A 14958-nucleotide genomic window follows, 5' to 3' on the forward strand; every position below is an offset into this window, starting at 1 on the left:
CTCGAAGTTCAATTCTCCCGCAGATTTCGAGGATATGCGCAGAAATGATTCCTCCTCTACCCTCTAAAAAATCAGTGAGCAAAATTGGCAATTATCGAACCCTAGTCTTAAAAAGTGTACTTTTTAGGATCACAATTTTTCTGTTGTATTGATGTTTATTCTTTTTATTCCGTAGTTATCGACGAGATAAACGAGGGAAGCCATGGTTGCGGCTCCAAGTTCGAGTTCACGCTTATTCACATGTTCAAAAGTGTCATTTGCAGCATGGTGATGGTCAAAATAACGTTGGGAATCGGGACGCAGACCGGCAAGGACAACATCGCCCTGTTTTAAAGGACCAATATCGGCACCGCTTCCGCCTAATTCAAAATAATGGATGAGATAAGGTTTAAAAAGTCCTTTCCAGCTCTGTATTTGTGCAAATTGTGCTTTATCTGCATCAAAAGAGAAGCCCCTGGGTGTGAACCCTCCCGCATCACTTTCAAGAGCAAAAATATGCTCTTCATTTTTACTCTTAGCTACTTCAGCATATTTGTTACCTCCGCGAAGCCCGTTTTCTTCATTCATAAAAAGCACTACTCTTATGGTTCTTTTCGGCTTGTATCCTATCTCCTTAAAAAGCCTGAGCACTTCCATAGACTGCACCACGCCGGCACCATCATCGTGCGCACCGTCACCAATATCCCAGGAATCCAGATGGGCGCCCACGACCATAATCTCTTCAGGATACTCGCTTCCTGTAATTTCACCAATTACATTGTACGACTGCACATCTTCGTGCTGCTCTGAATTGAGTTTGAAATACAATTTAAGGTCCTTGTTCATTTTTAAAATTCCGCTTAAGTAAGCAGCATCATTAGTACTGATTGCCGCGGCGGGAATCCTTTGTGAAACCGGAGTTTCGCCATAACTCATTGATCCTGTATGCGGATAATCGTCCATTCTCAAGTTCATTGAGCGAACAATTACACCTGCCGCGCCATATTTTCCGGCTTCTGCCGCTCCCGAATAACGCTGATCCACACAACCGCCGTAAGCTTCAAAAGTACTAATCAGACCGGGGCGCATGGGACGGTTAAAAAAGACAATTTTCCCTTTAATTTGTTCCTTTCCATAACGTTCCAGGTCTTCTATTCCCTGTACTTCAATCACCGGGGCTTTTGTGCCACCGGCAGGAGTCGCAACAGAACCACCAAGGGCTGTAATATTTACATTCCTGGTCGTGCCGGGAGAAGTTTCCACATAAGCAAATTCCTTTGAACCACGTGTCCATTTTGGAACCATCACCGGTTGTAGCCATACTTTGTCCAGACCAATATTTTCCAGTTCTGCCTTAGTATATTCCACCGCCTGCTGTGCCTGATAAGATCCAGACAACCTCCCCCCTATTTTGTTAGAGAGGTGGTCCAGCCAGTCATAACTTTTGCCCTGCATGAGTGACATATCATAAATCTTACGGAGCATTAGGGAATCTCCCTGTGCCTGGCTGTTTTGAGAAATAACCGGAATGATAATCAATAAACTTACAACGGTAAAAATTATATTTTTCATCAAAAAAATGACTTTAGTGTATTTAACGGAAAAAGGAAAGGATTATTCTTTTTCAAGCTGCTTCCTGTAATCTTCCAGGTTCTTTAAAATTTCTGGAGGCAGACTTGGTTCCTGCACATCTTTATACTTCTGAAGTCTATCCAGCATGATTTTAGCAACCAAATAACGTGCCGTTGGCTTACTATCTGCAGGAATAACATACCATGGTGCTTTTTCGGCTGAAGTTTTATTGATAGCCTCTTCGTAACAATCTCTGTATTTGTTCCATAATTTTCTCTCTTCCAGATCTCCGGGGGAAAATTTCCAGTTTTTATCTGGTTTTCGCAATCTTCTTAGAAGTCTTTGCCGCTGTTCTTCTTTTGAAATGTTGAGGAAAAATTTAAAAATAATTGTTCCGTTTTGTGCTATATGCTTTTCAAAATTTCGAATGGCTTCATAACGTTCTTCCCAAAAATCACTGTCTATGTCAAAAACAGAATTTACACCCGGCAGCCTTTCATTCAAAATATATTCAGGATGAACTTTTGTTACCAGCACATTTTCATAATGCGTGCGGTTAAAGACACCAAATTTCCCCCTTTCGGGAAGTGCGCAGTAATGTCTCCATAAAAAATCATGTTTTAATTCTTTTGAAGTTGGTGTTTTAAAGCTGTGCACCACCACTCCCCGACTATTAAAACCTTTAAAAACTTCCCGAATAAGACTGTCCTTACCTGAAGTATCCATCCCCTGCAGGCAAACCAATACTGAATATTTGTTGTGTGCATACAACTTATCCTGCCAGTCTGCCAGGTTTTTCCTTGTTTCCCTGAGCTCTTTTTCAATCTCCTTTTTTCCGGCCTGTGTATCTAACGACGTAGGAAGCGATTCCAGTTTTACAGGTTTGGTGATTTTTAGGTTCTGATGGTTTATTTCTTTCATTATACAAGTATTGGAATACCTAAATATACAATCTTTGAAAGACTAAATTTTTTTTATCTTCGCTGCTAAACAATAGCAGTCTTGAATAACGAAGAAAAAGAAGAGATTATAGAGAAGGTTAGCAGTCTTTTAAAAGAGATTCCTTCTTCTATGGATATTGTAAAAAAAGGTCCGGGCAGGGACAAGCGCTTTAGATACCTTGCCACGCATATGGTTGAAAAAGCTATAGAAAAAGATGCTTTGGTAATCTCTGAAAACCGGAAGGGTATTGCTATTTTGTTTAAGACCAGCAAGAAAGAAGATTCCTTCTGGAAAGATCTCTGGCCGGAACTAAAGCTGGTTTGGAATGTTACCGGAATAGTAAATGCTTACCAGATTGTAAAAAATCAGAATTATATTAAGAAGCAACGACCGCAGGAAGGTGAATATCTTTACTGTTGGTTTTGGGGAATACTTTCTGACTCCCGCGGTGCTGACACGCAGGTAGGAAAGGCTATGAAAGATGAGTTTTACCGGCGCGCAAGGGAATATAAGATTCCGTTATACGCCGAAACCCGGCATAGAAAAAATTCTGTGGTTTACCAGAGATTTGGTTTTGAGCTTTTCCATACCTGGGATCATCCCAGTGGCGATACTATGTATTTCTTAAGGTATATTCCAGATAATGTAAAGAAAGCGAAGTAGCAAAAGCTTTAAGTTCTTAGCAAGTAGTACTGAACGGATTATTTTGATGGATGGATCTTAAATTTTGAAATCGACAACTCATAACTCATCACTGCCAACCGATAACCGGCAATTTTTTCAACTTTTCACTTCCAACTTCTTAAAACTTACTTGCGAACAGATTTACATCTTCTGCGGTTACTTTTTCTCCACCAAGGATAATTAGCCGTTCCACAACATTTCTTAGTTCGCGCACATTTCCCCGCCAGTCGTATTCCTTTAGGATTTCCAGTGCTTCATCTGTAAACTCCTTCTTATTATTGCCCTGGTCACTCGCTATTTTTGCTGAAAAATGGTCTACAAGTAATGGAATGTCTTCTTTCCGGTCGTTAAGTGAAGGAACCTGGATGAGAATTACGGCAAGCCGGTGGTATAAATCTTCCCGGAATTTGTTGTTCTCTATTTCATCTTTAAGGTCCTTATTGGTGGCAGCTACCACCCTTACATCTACTTTAATGTCCTTATCACTACCCACCCGGGAAATTTTGTTTTCCTGAAGCGCCCTTAGCACCTTGGCCTGGGCAGAAAGGCTCATATCTCCTATTTCATCCAGAAAAATAGTACCGCCATTGGCCGCTTCAAATTTACCGGCCCGGTCTTTATTAGCAGAAGTAAAGGCTCCCTTTACATGGCCAAAAAGCTCACTTTCAATTAACTCTGAAGGAATCGCGGCGCAATTCACCTCTACCATAGGGCTTTTGGAGCGATCACTTTTTTGATGCAGCCAATGTGCAACCAGTTCTTTTCCTGTACCGTTTGGTCCTGTAATAAGAACACGGGCATCTGTATGCGCCACTTTTTCTATAAGCTCTTTTATTCTAACGATGGCCTGAGATTCGCCAATCATTTCATAGTTTTTACTAACCTTCTTTTTAAGGCGGGTATTTTCCACAACAAGCTCTTTCCTATCCAGTGCATTACGGACGGTATTAAGGAGACGGTTTAAATCTGGCGGTTTGGAAATATAGTCAAAAGCTCCCATTCTCATGGTATTCACTGCGGTATCCAAATCGCCGTGACCGGAAATCATCACGAAAGGAACTTCAGGTTTTATCTTTTTTGTGGCTTCCAGCACTTCAACACCATCCATTTTAGGCATTTTTATATCACAGAGGACCAGGTCATAGTCTTCATCTTTTATTTTCTCCATTCCCTCCAGCCCGTCTACAGCCTCTTCTACTGAATAGGTTTTATTTTCTTCAGAAAGGATTTTCACAAGAACCCTTCTAATCGCTGCTTCATCTTCTATTAATAAAATTTTAGCCATTATAGTATACTGAATTTTAATCCGCCCCGTGAATAAAAAGTATTGGTGTCATTAATAGTAAGGACATCATCCTGGTTTCCATCACGAAAGCGTATATCATTAATTAAGGTGTAACCGGCATATACATAGAAAGAAAAATGCTCGGTAAAGTTATATTCATAGCCCAAACCACTTAGTAAAATTGTCATCGATATATTTTCTGCAGTAGCGTCCAGGCTATTATTGTTCATTGGTGTTACATCAAAATTATCCTGCACATTAGCAAAGAAACCATCCAGAGTGACAAAAGCCTGCAACGTACTTCGTTTGCTTATGGAATAACGCAGATTGCTCTTTGGAACGCCCAGGGCAAAGGACCAGTCAGGACTAAATTCCCTAAAATAATTTATCACCGGCAGCGGGAAAGGATAACCCCTTGTTGTAGAATAATTTACCCCAAGTATAAACCGCCAGGGTTTATCTACTTGTTCATCATCCTTCACTTTAATAAAAAAGATCGCACCTTCATAAATTAAATCATCATTAATTATATCTGACCGGGAAAAATTGGAAGCTATTTTAATACCTGTCTGGACTCCAAACCTCCAGTCGTCCTTCATCTCAAATGTATATGCCAGGGTAGCTGTAAAAGATTGGAACCTGTCAAGTTTTGCAGTTTTAAAAGGTTCCGGATCTTCATATTTAAAATTTACATTCCTGTATTCTATCCCCGGTACCAGATAAGAACCTTCTGTTTTAAGCTCAATTGGATAATTAAAAAAGGTCCTGAACCTTCTAAAAGAATTATCTGATTGTCTTTGAGGGAAATAAGTATATTCTATCCTTGCCAGATCTGTGACCTGCGCCGAAATTTTTTCAAATGAAAACAGGACAAATATTAAAAAAAGTAGCTTAATCGCTTTCTTCATTATCTGTAGGTTTGTTCTGTGAATAAAACATATGTACATCCCGCTGTGGAAAAGGAATAGTAATATTATTTAATCTGAATCTCTTATCTATATTGAACCTTAACTCACTTTTAACTTTAGGATCCACAAAACTATCGGTTATATAAAAGTGCAATCCAAACATTAAAGCCGAATCTCCAAAATCCTCAAAAAGCACAAAAGGCTCGGGCTTTTTTAAGATCCCTTTCTGTTCTTTTGCACATTCGAGAAGCACCTGTCTTACTTTTTCTGTATCACTTCCATAAGCCACCCCTACTTTAACTGCTTCCCTTGTCGTCTTGTGATTTTGTGTATAATTATAGAGGGTTTCACTAATAAATTTATGGTTGGGAATTACCATTACCTTATCATCCCTTGTGAGGGCACGGGTGGTTCTAAGCTTTATCTGGAAAACACGGCCCACGCGACCATCCATCTCTATTACGTCACCAACTAAAAGTGATTTATCTATAATTATAAATACCCCACCTATTATGTCCTGAAATAATTCCTGAAGCGCAAGACCTATACCTACAAATAAAACAGCAGAAGCGGTTAGAACCACTGTAATATCGATTCCCGCAGTACTCAGGGTAATCAGGATCACCGTGAGATATACGATATATTTAACAAATTTAAAGATGCTTACGAACTTCATCTTGTCCTCTGCTATCAGCTTACTGCTAATAAACGACCGCAGCAAACGCAGCACAATACTGGTGACTATAAAAACAAAAATCACAAGCAGGACGAGGCCTATAGTAATTTCTATAATAGAACCATCCTTTACTTCATAAGAAACCAAAACAAAGTTCCATATATCCTGAATGGCTCCCCAGATATCCTGCTCAATTATTTCTGATATTTGCTCCCTTGTTCCTTCCTGCATCATTAATATTTAAGCCACTTATAAATTTCCTTATAACTTGCTTTTTTACCATACATAAGTATCCCCACCCTGTATATTTTAGCCGCAATCCAGACCACCGCAAAATTAGTGGCCAGAAGAATAGCTATCGAAATAACCAGTTCCCACCACGGTACCTCAAATGGGATACGCATAAGCATCACTATAGGAGAGGTTAACGGAATCATTGAAAAAATTGTTGAAACAGTCCCGTGCGGATTTTCAATGACTGCAAAAAATCCCACATATATCCCCAACATGAGTGGTAAAATAACCGGAAACATAAACTGTTGTGTATCGGTTTCACTATCTACAGCGGCTCCTATTGCTGCATAAATTGCGCTGTATAAAAAATATCCCGAAATAAAATAAATAAGAAAAAATATAAGGAGACTCAGTATTGGAAGGTTCACAACATCTACTACGAGCTGTTGAACTTCTGGCTGTATCATTTGCTCCATTTGTGCCTGTGCCGGTGGTTTAATCGTAAAAGGATCTATGCCGAAAAAGATGGACAGCACAGCCAGTAAAATACCGCCAACAACCACCCATATAGAAAACTGGGTAATACCGGCAAGGGAAGTACCAATAACCTTTCCCAGCATAAGATGTATGGGCTTTACCGAAGAAACTATAATTTCAATAATTCTATTTGTTTTTTCTTCAATTACACTGCGCATTACCATGTTTCCATAGATAATGATAAACATCATGAGCAAATAACCCGCGGCACCGCCAAAAAACATCTTGATATAATTTGACATTTTTGAGCTCCTCTCCCCGGAAAAATTCTGGATCTGAACATTTACCTGTGCCCTGGCCGCTTCTATTTGTGAAGTATCTATTCCCCTATCCTGCAATTCCTGATCTGTAAGCTTATCTGCTACAATCTTTTCTATATTTTGAAGCATTCCCATTCCCGGAGATTCTTTGCCATAGAACCGCACTGCCCCGGCAAGATCATTTTCATTAATTTCTTCAGGAATATAAATAAGTCCATAATATTCCTGATCCAGGATCATTTCCTTGGCCGCCTCAAGGGATTTTGAAGAATAATCCAGGTACTGAACCTGTTCGTCATCCTGGAATTCTTCAATAAAAATCCCGCTTCTATCATGCACTCCTATAATACGCTGTTCACTACTGTTAAGCATGCTTAGATAGGCTATTAAAAGGATCATTCCCACCAGAATAAGCGGACTAAGGAAGGTCATTACAATAAATGTCCTGTTTCTGACCCTTGCCAGATATTCCCGCTGAATAATTAGCCTGAGATTACGCATTTTGAGTCACCGTTTTTATAAAAATATCGTTTACTGAAGGAATGACCTCCACAAAATGATTAATTTTTCCTTTGGTAAGCAGGTATTCCAGTAAATCGTTTGGGGATTCCGAATCTTTTAACTGCACACTCACTTTAAGATCATCATTTATACTTTTAAACTGCGCTCTCCCCAGTGTAAATTTCTCCTGAAGCTCAGCAAGTAAAGCCGCTTCGTTAGAAGCCTCAACACCAATCTCGTAGGTATTGGATTTATATTCTTTTTTGATATCTGACACCTTACCATCAAGCAACTTATTGGACTTATTAATTAAAGCCATATAGTCACATAGTTCCTCTACACTTTCCATCCTATGTGTAGAAAAAAGAATAGTAGCCCCCTCTTCTTTTAACTGAAGTATTTCTCTCTTTATTATCCCCGCATTTACGGGATCAAACCCACTAAAAGGCTCATCAAAAATCAACAATTTCGGGTTGTGCAGTACAGTAATAACAAATTGTACCTTTTGCGCCATTCCCTTGGATAACTCCTGAATTTTTTTATCCCACCACGAAGTTATTTCCAGCTTCTCAAACCAGTAATCCAGTCTTTTTTTTGCTTCAGCTTTAGACAGGCCTTTTAACCTGGCAAGATAAAGTGCCTGTTCCCCAACTTTCATAGATTTGTAGAGGCCCCGTTCTTCCGGCAGGTAGCCTATATGCACAATATCATTGGGGTGTAGTGGTCTGCCGTCCAGGTAAACCCTGCCCTTATCTGGCATGGTAATCTGGTTTATAATCCTTAGAAGAGTAGTTTTTCCCGCCCCGTTAGGACCCAGTAAGCCAAAAACGCTTCCTCTTGGGATACTTATTGAAACGTTATTAAGTGCGGTGAATTTTCCGAAGTGCTTGTAGATATTTTCGGCCACCAAAAGATTATCCATAGAGAAAAATTCCAAGTTGAGTAAATATAAATAAAATTGCCTGAGAGTTCTTTGCATTAAGAACTTTTTATAACCATACAGGGGCTATAAAAACAAAACCCACCCCTAATAAATTAAGGATGGGAAAAAAATTGCTATGAAAAAGAAAAATTATCACTAAAGAATTAGTGATACTCAAATATATAAAAATTTTCTTAAAACTTGCTAATTAAGAAAACATATCTTTAACTTTTTCAAAAAATGATTTATCGCTTTTCTCAGGATTAGGCTGGAAATTTTCATCATTCGCCATTTTTTCGAAAAAATCTTTCTGTTCTTTGTTTAACGTTTTTGGGGTCCAAACGTTAACATGTACTAAAAGATCTCCTTTGCCGTAGCCGTTAAGGTTTGAAATTCCTTTCCCTCTAAGACGAAGGATTTTACCAGACTGGACTCCCTCTTCAACTTTGATCCTGACCTTACCTGAAACAGTATCAATTTCCCTGGAGCTACCAAGAACAGCTTCAGAATAACTTATGTAAAGGTCGTAATGCAGGTTATCCCCTTCTCTTTGAAGACTTGGGTGCTCTTTTTCTTCAATAGCCACAAGAAGGTCACCCGGCACACCGTTGCCCGGAGCATCGTTTCCTTTTCCCGCAACTTTTAATTGCATCCCATCCTCTACACCTGCGGGTATTTTAATAGAAACAGTTTCTTCCTTGGTTAAAAGCCCGTTCGCATCAGCTTCAGCAGGTTTTTGATCTATAATCTGTCCGCTACCGCCACAGGTACTACATGGTGAAGCAGTTTGCATTCTTCCTAAAATGGTATTGGTAACACGGGTCACTTGCCCTGTACCGTTACAGGTACTACAGGTTTTATAAGTGGTTCCCGGCGCCTGTAATTTCCGTTTTACTTTTATCTTTTTCTCTGCGCCATTTGCAATCTCTTCTAAAGTAAGCGAGACACGGATTCTCAAATTACTTCCTTTGGCACGTCTTTGACCCCCGCCAAAACCGCCACCAAAGCCGGAAAAGCCGCCACCACCAAAGCCGCCACCGCCAAAGATGTCTCCAAACTGGCTAAAAATGTCATCCATATTCATTCCACCGCCACCAAAGCCGCCTCCGCCTTCGAATGCCTGGTGACCAAACCTGTCATAACGTGCCTTTTTCTCTTCGTTTCCTAAAACTTCATATGCCTCAGCTGCCTTTTTAAACATATCTTCAGCCTTAGTATCCCCCGGATTCTTGTCTGGGTGATACTTTATAGCCATTTTTCGATATGCCTTTTTTATTTCAGCAGATGAAGCTCCTTTGCTTATTCCTAATATTTCGTAATAATCCTCTTTCATGGTTTATTTTTGCGGTTCAAAAAAAGTTGCTCTATTTACCGGTGACTACCTTTGGGTAACGGATAATCCGCTCGCCAAGCTTATAGCCCCTTTCTACAACATCAACAATTTTCCCTTTCAGATCCTCAGAAGGCGCTGGAATTTGTGTAATAGCCTCATGAATATCTGCATCAAAGGTCTCTCCTTCTTCAACATTCATAGGTTCCAGGCCTTTATTTTTAAGAGTTTCCCTGAATTTATTATTGATAAGCTCAACTCCCTGTAACAGGTTCTTATCTTCCGTCTTTCTTATTTCATTTAAGGCACGGTCAAAATCATCCAGTACAGGTAACATAGCTGTCATTACTTCCTGGTTGGCAGTCTTAAATAATTCCAGCCGTTCTTTGGAAGTACGTCTTTTATAGTTTTCGAATTCAGCAAAAAGGCGAAGGAATTTATCTTTTTCTTTCTGAATTTCTTCCTTCAATAATTCTGTTTCCGAAAGTCCAAAATCTGAATTGTCCTCTGCATCTTCCTTGCTGCTCTCGCTTTCTTCCACCTCTTCTATTGCTTCGTCGATGGCATCCTCTAATTTATCTTTGGCAGAATTTTCTTCTGCTTTTATCTTATTATCACTTTTCTTACTCATTGTTTCGCATTTTACTAAGCATTAAGGGACAAAAGTATTGCCAATTATATCTAAATGTCAAAATGTCACGAGATAGATTTTAATAATTAATTATGAGTAATGTATTCATCTTATTCATACTTTCGCAGCTTAACAAAAAACCAAAAATAGCTATTAGTATGAAAACTAATTTTTTAAACACATTTCTATTCGCATTCCTTGCTTTATCAATAGTAGGATGTAAAAATGAAAAAAACAATGAAGCCGAAGTAAGTGAAGCTAAAGAAGCTGCAGTTGCCCAGGGTGAAGTTGTAGAATATAAAGTAGACACGTCTGCAACCGTTATTGAGTGGTCGGGATCTAAACCAACAGGAACCCACACCGGAACAATTAAAGTTTCTGAAGGAACTTTTTCTGCAAACGATTCTATTGTTGAAAGTGGAAGCTTTACAATAGACATGGTGACCATTGATGTTACAGATCTTGAAGGCGAAGATAAAGAGAACCTTGAAGCACACCTTAAAGGTACTGTAGAAGGAAAAGAAGGAGATTTCTTTAATATCCTTAAGTACCCTGAAGCGCAGTTTGAAGTTACAGGTATTACTGAAAGAGACGGTCAAAAAATGATGGAAGGCAACCTTACCATCAAGGAAGAAACTAAAAATGTTTCTTTCCCCGTGAACATTAACCGTTCTGGAGATGAAATTGAAATTTCCAGCGAAACTTTTACGATCGACAGAACTGACTGGAATGTAAACTACGGATCTAAGTCTGTATTTGACAATTTAGGTGACAACTTTGTAAGTGATGACATTGAACTTAAGATTGACCTTAAAGCTACAAAAGCTTAATTTCAAGATTCTTAAGTTTTAGAATACGAAAAGCTGTTTCAATAATTGAAGCAGCTTTTTTCTTTTATAACAATTAACGAGCAATATTTACCGGTTTAGCCCCGGCTGTTAGTGAAAGCTTCCGGTACTACAGCAAATCTTCCAGAGCTTTTGAAAGTTGTGTATATTTAAAGGTATAACCCGTACTTTCAATCTTCTTATTGCTTACTAACTGGCTGGAAAGGACAATAGTAGACATTTCGCCTAAGACTGTCCTTAAAACAAAAGCAGGTACATTTGGTAACCAAACAGATTTTCCCATATGCTTTGCCACACATTTTACGAGTGCTTTGTTGGTTACGGGGTTGGGAGCTACCGCATTGTAAGTACCGGAAAGCTCATTCTCTAAGGTATGTACAAAAATGTTTGCGAGATCTTCAACATGAATCCAGGACTGCCATTGTTTGCCATTTCCTAGTGGTGCACCTACATTAAAACCTACAGGTTCTTTTAACTTTTTAAGCAACCCTCCATCTTGCGCCAGCACAAGACCTATTCTAATCTTGGTAACATCAATCCCAATATCCTGAAAATTATTGACCGCACTTTCCCATTTCACAACAACCTTTCCTACAAAGGAGTCATCTACACCCTCATCATCTTCAAAATAAAGTTTCTCCTGTGAGCTGGGGTAAATACCTATTGCACTTGCAGAAATAAATTGCTCTATGGAATGTTCGTTTTGCGATAAAGTTTCAAAAAGCAACTTAGCACTTTCTGTGCGGCTTTCTATAATTTCTCTTTTGTAATCTTTTGTCCAGCGCTCTGCAATACTTGCCCCAACCAAATTGATGATTGCATCTACACCTTTAATACTCTCCAGATCAATATTATTTTCCCTGGGATTCCAGTAAAAACCCTTATAATCCTCTCGCTTTTCTATTTTTGACCTACTCGTGGTAAGATAATGCACGTCAATTCCCTTTTCATGACATAATCTGGTTACATGCGAACCGATTAGACCTGTTGCTCCCGTAATTAAAACCCGCATTTTTTCTTTTAAGGTACGCCACTGTGATGGATTACTACAAACTTTAAACGCGGTTTAACAGGATTCATTTATGATTTTAACTGCCCTTAACATTTCTCGTTTCCCCGGTGGGCCGGGCAATCTTTCCACAACAAACCCAACTGCCTGCATAGCCCTTCTCACACTGCCTTTAGCTGCATAAGTCACCAGGACTCCGCCCGGCATTAAAGCTTCAAACATTTTTTTAAAAAGAACTTCGGACCAAAGTTCCGGTTGTACCCTGGCTCCAAATGCATCAAAATAAATAAGGTGAAATGCCTTCTTCTCCTCTATAGCCTCAAACCTCATCTTTTTCTTTTGAAGCCGGAAGTTTTCGGAAATTTCAGTTTCCTTTTCCCAGGAAATTTTATGCATCTCCGTCAGGATTTCTGCTTTATCTTCTGCGGAAAGTATTTCAGCATAATTAAGTTTCTCAATTTCTGAAGATTCTACCGGAAAAGCTTCTACTCCCGTATAGCTTATCTTTCTCTGCACCCGCTCTAACTGAAGAAAAGTAATAAAAGCATTTAAACCTGTTCCAAAACCAATTTCCAGGATTTTAATCTCTGCGGTTTCTTTGTGTTCCACAAAATAATTGAGGCCCATTTTAATAAAAACATGCTGCGCTTCCTGAACAGCGCCGTGCTTTGAGTGGTACTGCTCATCCCATTGCGGCAAATGTATAGTAACAGATCCGTCACCGGTTTTAATGATCTTTCGCTCCAAATTATTCCTGTTCTATTAACACCCCGTCAGCAAGAAAAGACATGCTGCGTTCAGGCTTTGTTATTGCTGCAATTTCAGCTTTAGATTTACCTGCATCTTCAGCATAGTGTTTTAACTCCTCCACAGGCACTTCAGTTATATATGCTTTCCCTTTTACAATTACTTCTTTATTCTCAATATCCTTCGGAACAAAAAAAGCGTAGTCGCGAAATTTTACCATAATCTCTTCCCCTTCGGCTAAATCCACCCTCATCCAGCAACCTTTCTTTTTACAGACGCTGTTTATACTTGTCTCAAAAGACACATCAAGGCTGTCACCAACTTCAAGATTTGCATACAGTTGCTTCATTTTTGCCTTGCCTATGCTTTCTTCCGCATCAACTTCGGCACCATAAGAAGAATAAGAAGAGCTTATAATTTCCTGCTCTACTGCTGCAGGTTGCTCTACGCTCTCTTTGTTTTTACAGGAAATAATGACTCCTGATAAAAATAATATTACCGCAAATTTTCTCATGCTCTCTTCGTTAAAATGAATTTTCATCTAAATCAAATTTACCAAAAGTTTAGATTTTGATTCTGTTTTAATTTAGGTAAATTTGTTGGTCAAAAAACAATGAATATGGAAACCAGCACCAATACCGTGGATATACAAAAAGCCGCAACTTCTAAGATTGAAAATACAGATTTTAATAATCTCGCTTTTGGACAGGTCTTTACAGATCATATGATGATTTGTGATTATAAGGATGGTGCATGGCAAACCCCTAAAATAAGGCCTTACGGACCATTGGAGATGGATCCTTCTGCCAAGGTTTTTCATTACGGGCAGGCTGTTTTTGAAGGAATGAAAGCTTTTAAAGATGAAAAAGATCAAATTTGGCTCTTTAGACCCGAAGATAATTTTGACCGTATCAATAAATCCAGTGAACGACTAGCCATTCCTGCCTTCCCAAAAGAACACTTTTTTGCCGGAATGGAAGAATTATTGAAACTGGAAAAAGACTGGATCAAAAAAGGTTTTGGAAACTCTCTTTATATACGTCCTTTTGTAATTGCTACCGAGGCAGGCGTTTCTGCCGCACCTGCAAAAGAATATAAATTCATGATTATCTGCTCACCGGCACAGGCTTACTACAGCGGCGAGGTAAGAGTACAATTTTCAGAAAAATATAGCCGTGCAGCAGATGGCGGAGTAGGGTTTGCAAAGGCTGCAGGAAATTATGCTGCACAGTTTTACCCTACAAACCTTGCAAAAGAAGAAGGTTTCCAGCAAATTATCTGGACAGACGCCAGTTCTCATGATTATCTCGAAGAGGCCGGCACAATGAACATCTTCTTTAGAATTGGTGACAAGCTCATAACTGCCCCTACTAACGACAGGATCCTGGACGGGATAACAAGAAAAAGTATTATATCCCTGGCAAAAGAATTTAATATTGATCTTGAGGTAAGGAGAGTTTCTGTTAAGGAAATTGTGGACGCCGCAAAAAATGGCGAATTAAAGGAAATATTTGGTTCTGGTACTGCTACAGTAGTAAACCCAATTGTTGGTTTTGGCCACGGCGGAGAGAAATATGACTTGCCGAAATTGGAAGATTCTTATGCCGGTTTCTTTAAGGACAAGTTAACGAAAATCCAGTACAACCAGGCTGAAGATAAATTTAACTGGAGATATCTTGTAAAATAAATAGTACTGAAAGGTTCTATAATTTTTTAAAAAGAGCAATTCTCATATGTGGGAATTGCTCTTTTTAGATTTAGAACTTGCAGAATAAGTCAAGCCTGAAGCTATTTTTAAATTCCCCCTGGATTTTCCTTTTTTTATCTTCGGAAGAAGAAGTATCGACTATTTTTCTTCAGTAAACTGCTTCGGGGCAAGCCCACGAAGCATTA

At 39.1% G+C, this 14958-nt stretch carries 15 protein-coding genes; 3 read left to right on the forward strand and 12 right to left on the reverse strand.

From position 1 onward, the window contains the following. Positions 1 to 129: 129 nt before the first annotated feature. Together RM529_RS12965 and RM529_RS12970 are read right to left on the reverse strand one after the other, a co-directional pair. A complete protein-coding gene (locus RM529_RS12965) occupies positions 130 to 1551 on the reverse strand; it encodes a M20/M25/M40 family metallo-hydrolase (RefSeq protein ID WP_311485204.1) in 1422 nt (473 codons plus the stop codon). A gap of 42 nt (positions 1552 to 1593) precedes the next feature. Beyond that, complete coding sequence (locus RM529_RS12970; protein WP_311485205.1) at positions 1594 to 2472, reverse strand: PPK2 family polyphosphate kinase; 879 nt, start codon at positions 2470 to 2472, stop codon at positions 1594 to 1596. Positions 2473 to 2553: 81 nt separating this feature from the next. On the opposite strand from RM529_RS12970, the gene RM529_RS12975 reads away from it, so the two are divergent. After that, positions 2554 to 3156, forward strand: coding sequence for a hypothetical protein (locus RM529_RS12975; protein WP_311485206.1), 603 nt, complete (start codon positions 2554 to 2556; stop codon positions 3154 to 3156). A gap of 139 nt (positions 3157 to 3295) precedes the next feature. Here the strand turns inward: RM529_RS12975 and RM529_RS12980 are convergent, their stop codons facing one another. The 7 genes from RM529_RS12980 to RM529_RS13010 form a co-directional block, all read right to left on the reverse strand. Then, the gene (locus RM529_RS12980; protein WP_311485207.1) at positions 3296 to 4462 is read right to left on the reverse strand and encodes a sigma-54-dependent transcriptional regulator; all 1167 of its coding nucleotides are present in this window, start codon (positions 4460 to 4462) and stop codon (positions 3296 to 3298) included. After that, complete coding sequence (locus tag RM529_RS12985; RefSeq protein WP_311485208.1) at positions 4462 to 5370, reverse strand: DUF6268 family outer membrane beta-barrel protein; 909 nt, start codon at positions 5368 to 5370, stop codon at positions 4462 to 4464. Before RM529_RS12985 ends, RM529_RS12980 begins: the two co-directional genes overlap by 1 nt. Further along, positions 5354 to 6277, reverse strand: a complete 924-nt coding sequence (locus tag RM529_RS12990) for a mechanosensitive ion channel family protein (RefSeq protein ID WP_432264535.1) — start codon at positions 6275 to 6277, stop codon at positions 5354 to 5356. Before RM529_RS12990 ends, RM529_RS12985 begins: the two co-directional genes overlap by 17 nt. 2 nt (positions 6278 to 6279) lie before the next feature. After that, positions 6280 to 7578: an ABC transporter permease gene (locus tag RM529_RS12995; protein WP_311485210.1), complete on the reverse strand. Its 1299-nt coding sequence runs from the start codon at positions 7576 to 7578 to the stop codon at positions 6280 to 6282. Next, complete coding sequence (locus RM529_RS13000; RefSeq protein ID WP_311485211.1) at positions 7571 to 8500, reverse strand: ABC transporter ATP-binding protein; 930 nt, start codon at positions 8498 to 8500, stop codon at positions 7571 to 7573. Before RM529_RS13000 ends, RM529_RS12995 begins: the two co-directional genes overlap by 8 nt. Positions 8501 to 8708: 208 nt before the next feature. After that, a complete protein-coding gene (gene dnaJ / locus RM529_RS13005; protein WP_311485212.1) occupies positions 8709 to 9833 on the reverse strand; it encodes a molecular chaperone DnaJ in 1125 nt (374 codons plus the stop codon). A 31-nt stretch (positions 9834 to 9864) separates the two neighbouring features. Beyond that, complete coding sequence (locus tag RM529_RS13010; RefSeq protein ID WP_311485213.1) at positions 9865 to 10461, reverse strand: nucleotide exchange factor GrpE; 597 nt, start codon at positions 10459 to 10461, stop codon at positions 9865 to 9867. A gap of 158 nt (positions 10462 to 10619) precedes the next feature. Between RM529_RS13010 and RM529_RS13015 the strand changes: the two genes are divergently transcribed. Continuing rightward, complete coding sequence (locus RM529_RS13015) at positions 10620 to 11291, forward strand: YceI family protein (protein WP_311485214.1); 672 nt, start codon at positions 10620 to 10622, stop codon at positions 11289 to 11291. A 127-nt stretch (positions 11292 to 11418) separates the two neighbouring features. On the opposite strand, the gene RM529_RS13020 is transcribed toward RM529_RS13015, so the two are convergent. From RM529_RS13020 to RM529_RS13030, 3 genes are read right to left on the reverse strand one after another with little or no spacing between them, the layout of a single operon-like run. Next, a complete protein-coding gene (locus RM529_RS13020) occupies positions 11419 to 12321 on the reverse strand; it encodes a TIGR01777 family oxidoreductase (RefSeq protein WP_311485215.1) in 903 nt (300 codons plus the stop codon). 54 nt (positions 12322 to 12375) lie between these two features. Then, entirely contained in the window at positions 12376 to 13065 is a 690-nt protein-coding gene (mnmC2, locus tag RM529_RS13025) for a tRNA (5-methylaminomethyl-2-thiouridine)(34)-methyltransferase MnmC2 (protein WP_311485216.1), read from the reverse strand. Position 13066: 1 nt separating this feature from the next. After that, the gene (locus tag RM529_RS13030; RefSeq protein ID WP_311485217.1) at positions 13067 to 13606 is read right to left on the reverse strand and encodes a DUF4920 domain-containing protein; all 540 of its coding nucleotides are present in this window, start codon (positions 13604 to 13606) and stop codon (positions 13067 to 13069) included. Positions 13607 to 13684: 78 nt separating this feature from the next. Here RM529_RS13030 and RM529_RS13035 point away from each other — a divergent pair, with 78 nt between their 5' ends. Continuing rightward, the gene (locus RM529_RS13035; protein WP_432264534.1) at positions 13685 to 14752 is read left to right on the forward strand and encodes a branched-chain amino acid aminotransferase; all 1068 of its coding nucleotides are present in this window, start codon (positions 13685 to 13687) and stop codon (positions 14750 to 14752) included. The last annotated feature ends 206 nt before the right edge of the window (positions 14753 to 14958 follow it).

It is taken from the genome of Autumnicola edwardsiae (genome assembly GCF_031846505.1).
GTDB classification, from domain to species: Bacteria; Bacteroidota; Bacteroidia; order Flavobacteriales; family Flavobacteriaceae; genus Autumnicola; species Autumnicola edwardsiae.

Bases quoted from the DNA above. Each gene is read 5' to 3' on its own strand.
- RM529_RS13015 (WP_311485214.1), top strand. From the start codon at position 10,620: ATGAAAACTAATTTTTTAAACACATTTCTATTCGCATTCCTTGCTTTA.
- RM529_RS12980 (WP_311485207.1), bottom strand. From the start codon at position 4,462: ATGGCTAAAATTTTATTAATAGAAGATGAAGCAGCGATTAGAAGGGTT.
- RM529_RS12970 (WP_311485205.1), bottom strand. From the start codon at position 2,472: ATGAAAGAAATAAACCATCAGAACCTAAAAATCACCAAACCTGTAAAA.
- RM529_RS13010 (WP_311485213.1), bottom strand. From the start codon at position 10,461: ATGAGTAAGAAAAGTGATAATAAGATAAAAGCAGAAGAAAATTCTGCC.
- RM529_RS13035 (WP_432264534.1), top strand. From the start codon at position 13,685: ATGGAAACCAGCACCAATACCGTGGATATACAAAAAGCCGCAACTTCT.
- RM529_RS13000 (WP_311485211.1), bottom strand. From the start codon at position 8,500: ATGGATAATCTTTTGGTGGCCGAAAATATCTACAAGCACTTCGGAAAA.
- RM529_RS12965 (WP_311485204.1), bottom strand. From the start codon at position 1,551: ATGAAAAATATAATTTTTACCGTTGTAAGTTTATTGATTATCATTCCG.
- RM529_RS12990 (WP_432264535.1), bottom strand. From the start codon at position 6,277: ATGCAGGAAGGAACAAGGGAGCAAATATCAGAAATAATTGAGCAGGAT.
- RM529_RS12995 (WP_311485210.1), bottom strand. From the start codon at position 7,578: ATGCGTAATCTCAGGCTAATTATTCAGCGGGAATATCTGGCAAGGGTC.
- RM529_RS13030 (WP_311485217.1), bottom strand. From the start codon at position 13,606: ATGAAAATTCATTTTAACGAAGAGAGCATGAGAAAATTTGCGGTAATA.
- dnaJ (WP_311485212.1), bottom strand. From the start codon at position 9,833: ATGAAAGAGGATTATTACGAAATATTAGGAATAAGCAAAGGAGCTTCA.
- RM529_RS12985 (WP_311485208.1), bottom strand. From the start codon at position 5,370: ATGAAGAAAGCGATTAAGCTACTTTTTTTAATATTTGTCCTGTTTTCA.
- RM529_RS13020 (WP_311485215.1), bottom strand. From the start codon at position 12,321: ATGCGGGTTTTAATTACGGGAGCAACAGGTCTAATCGGTTCGCATGTA.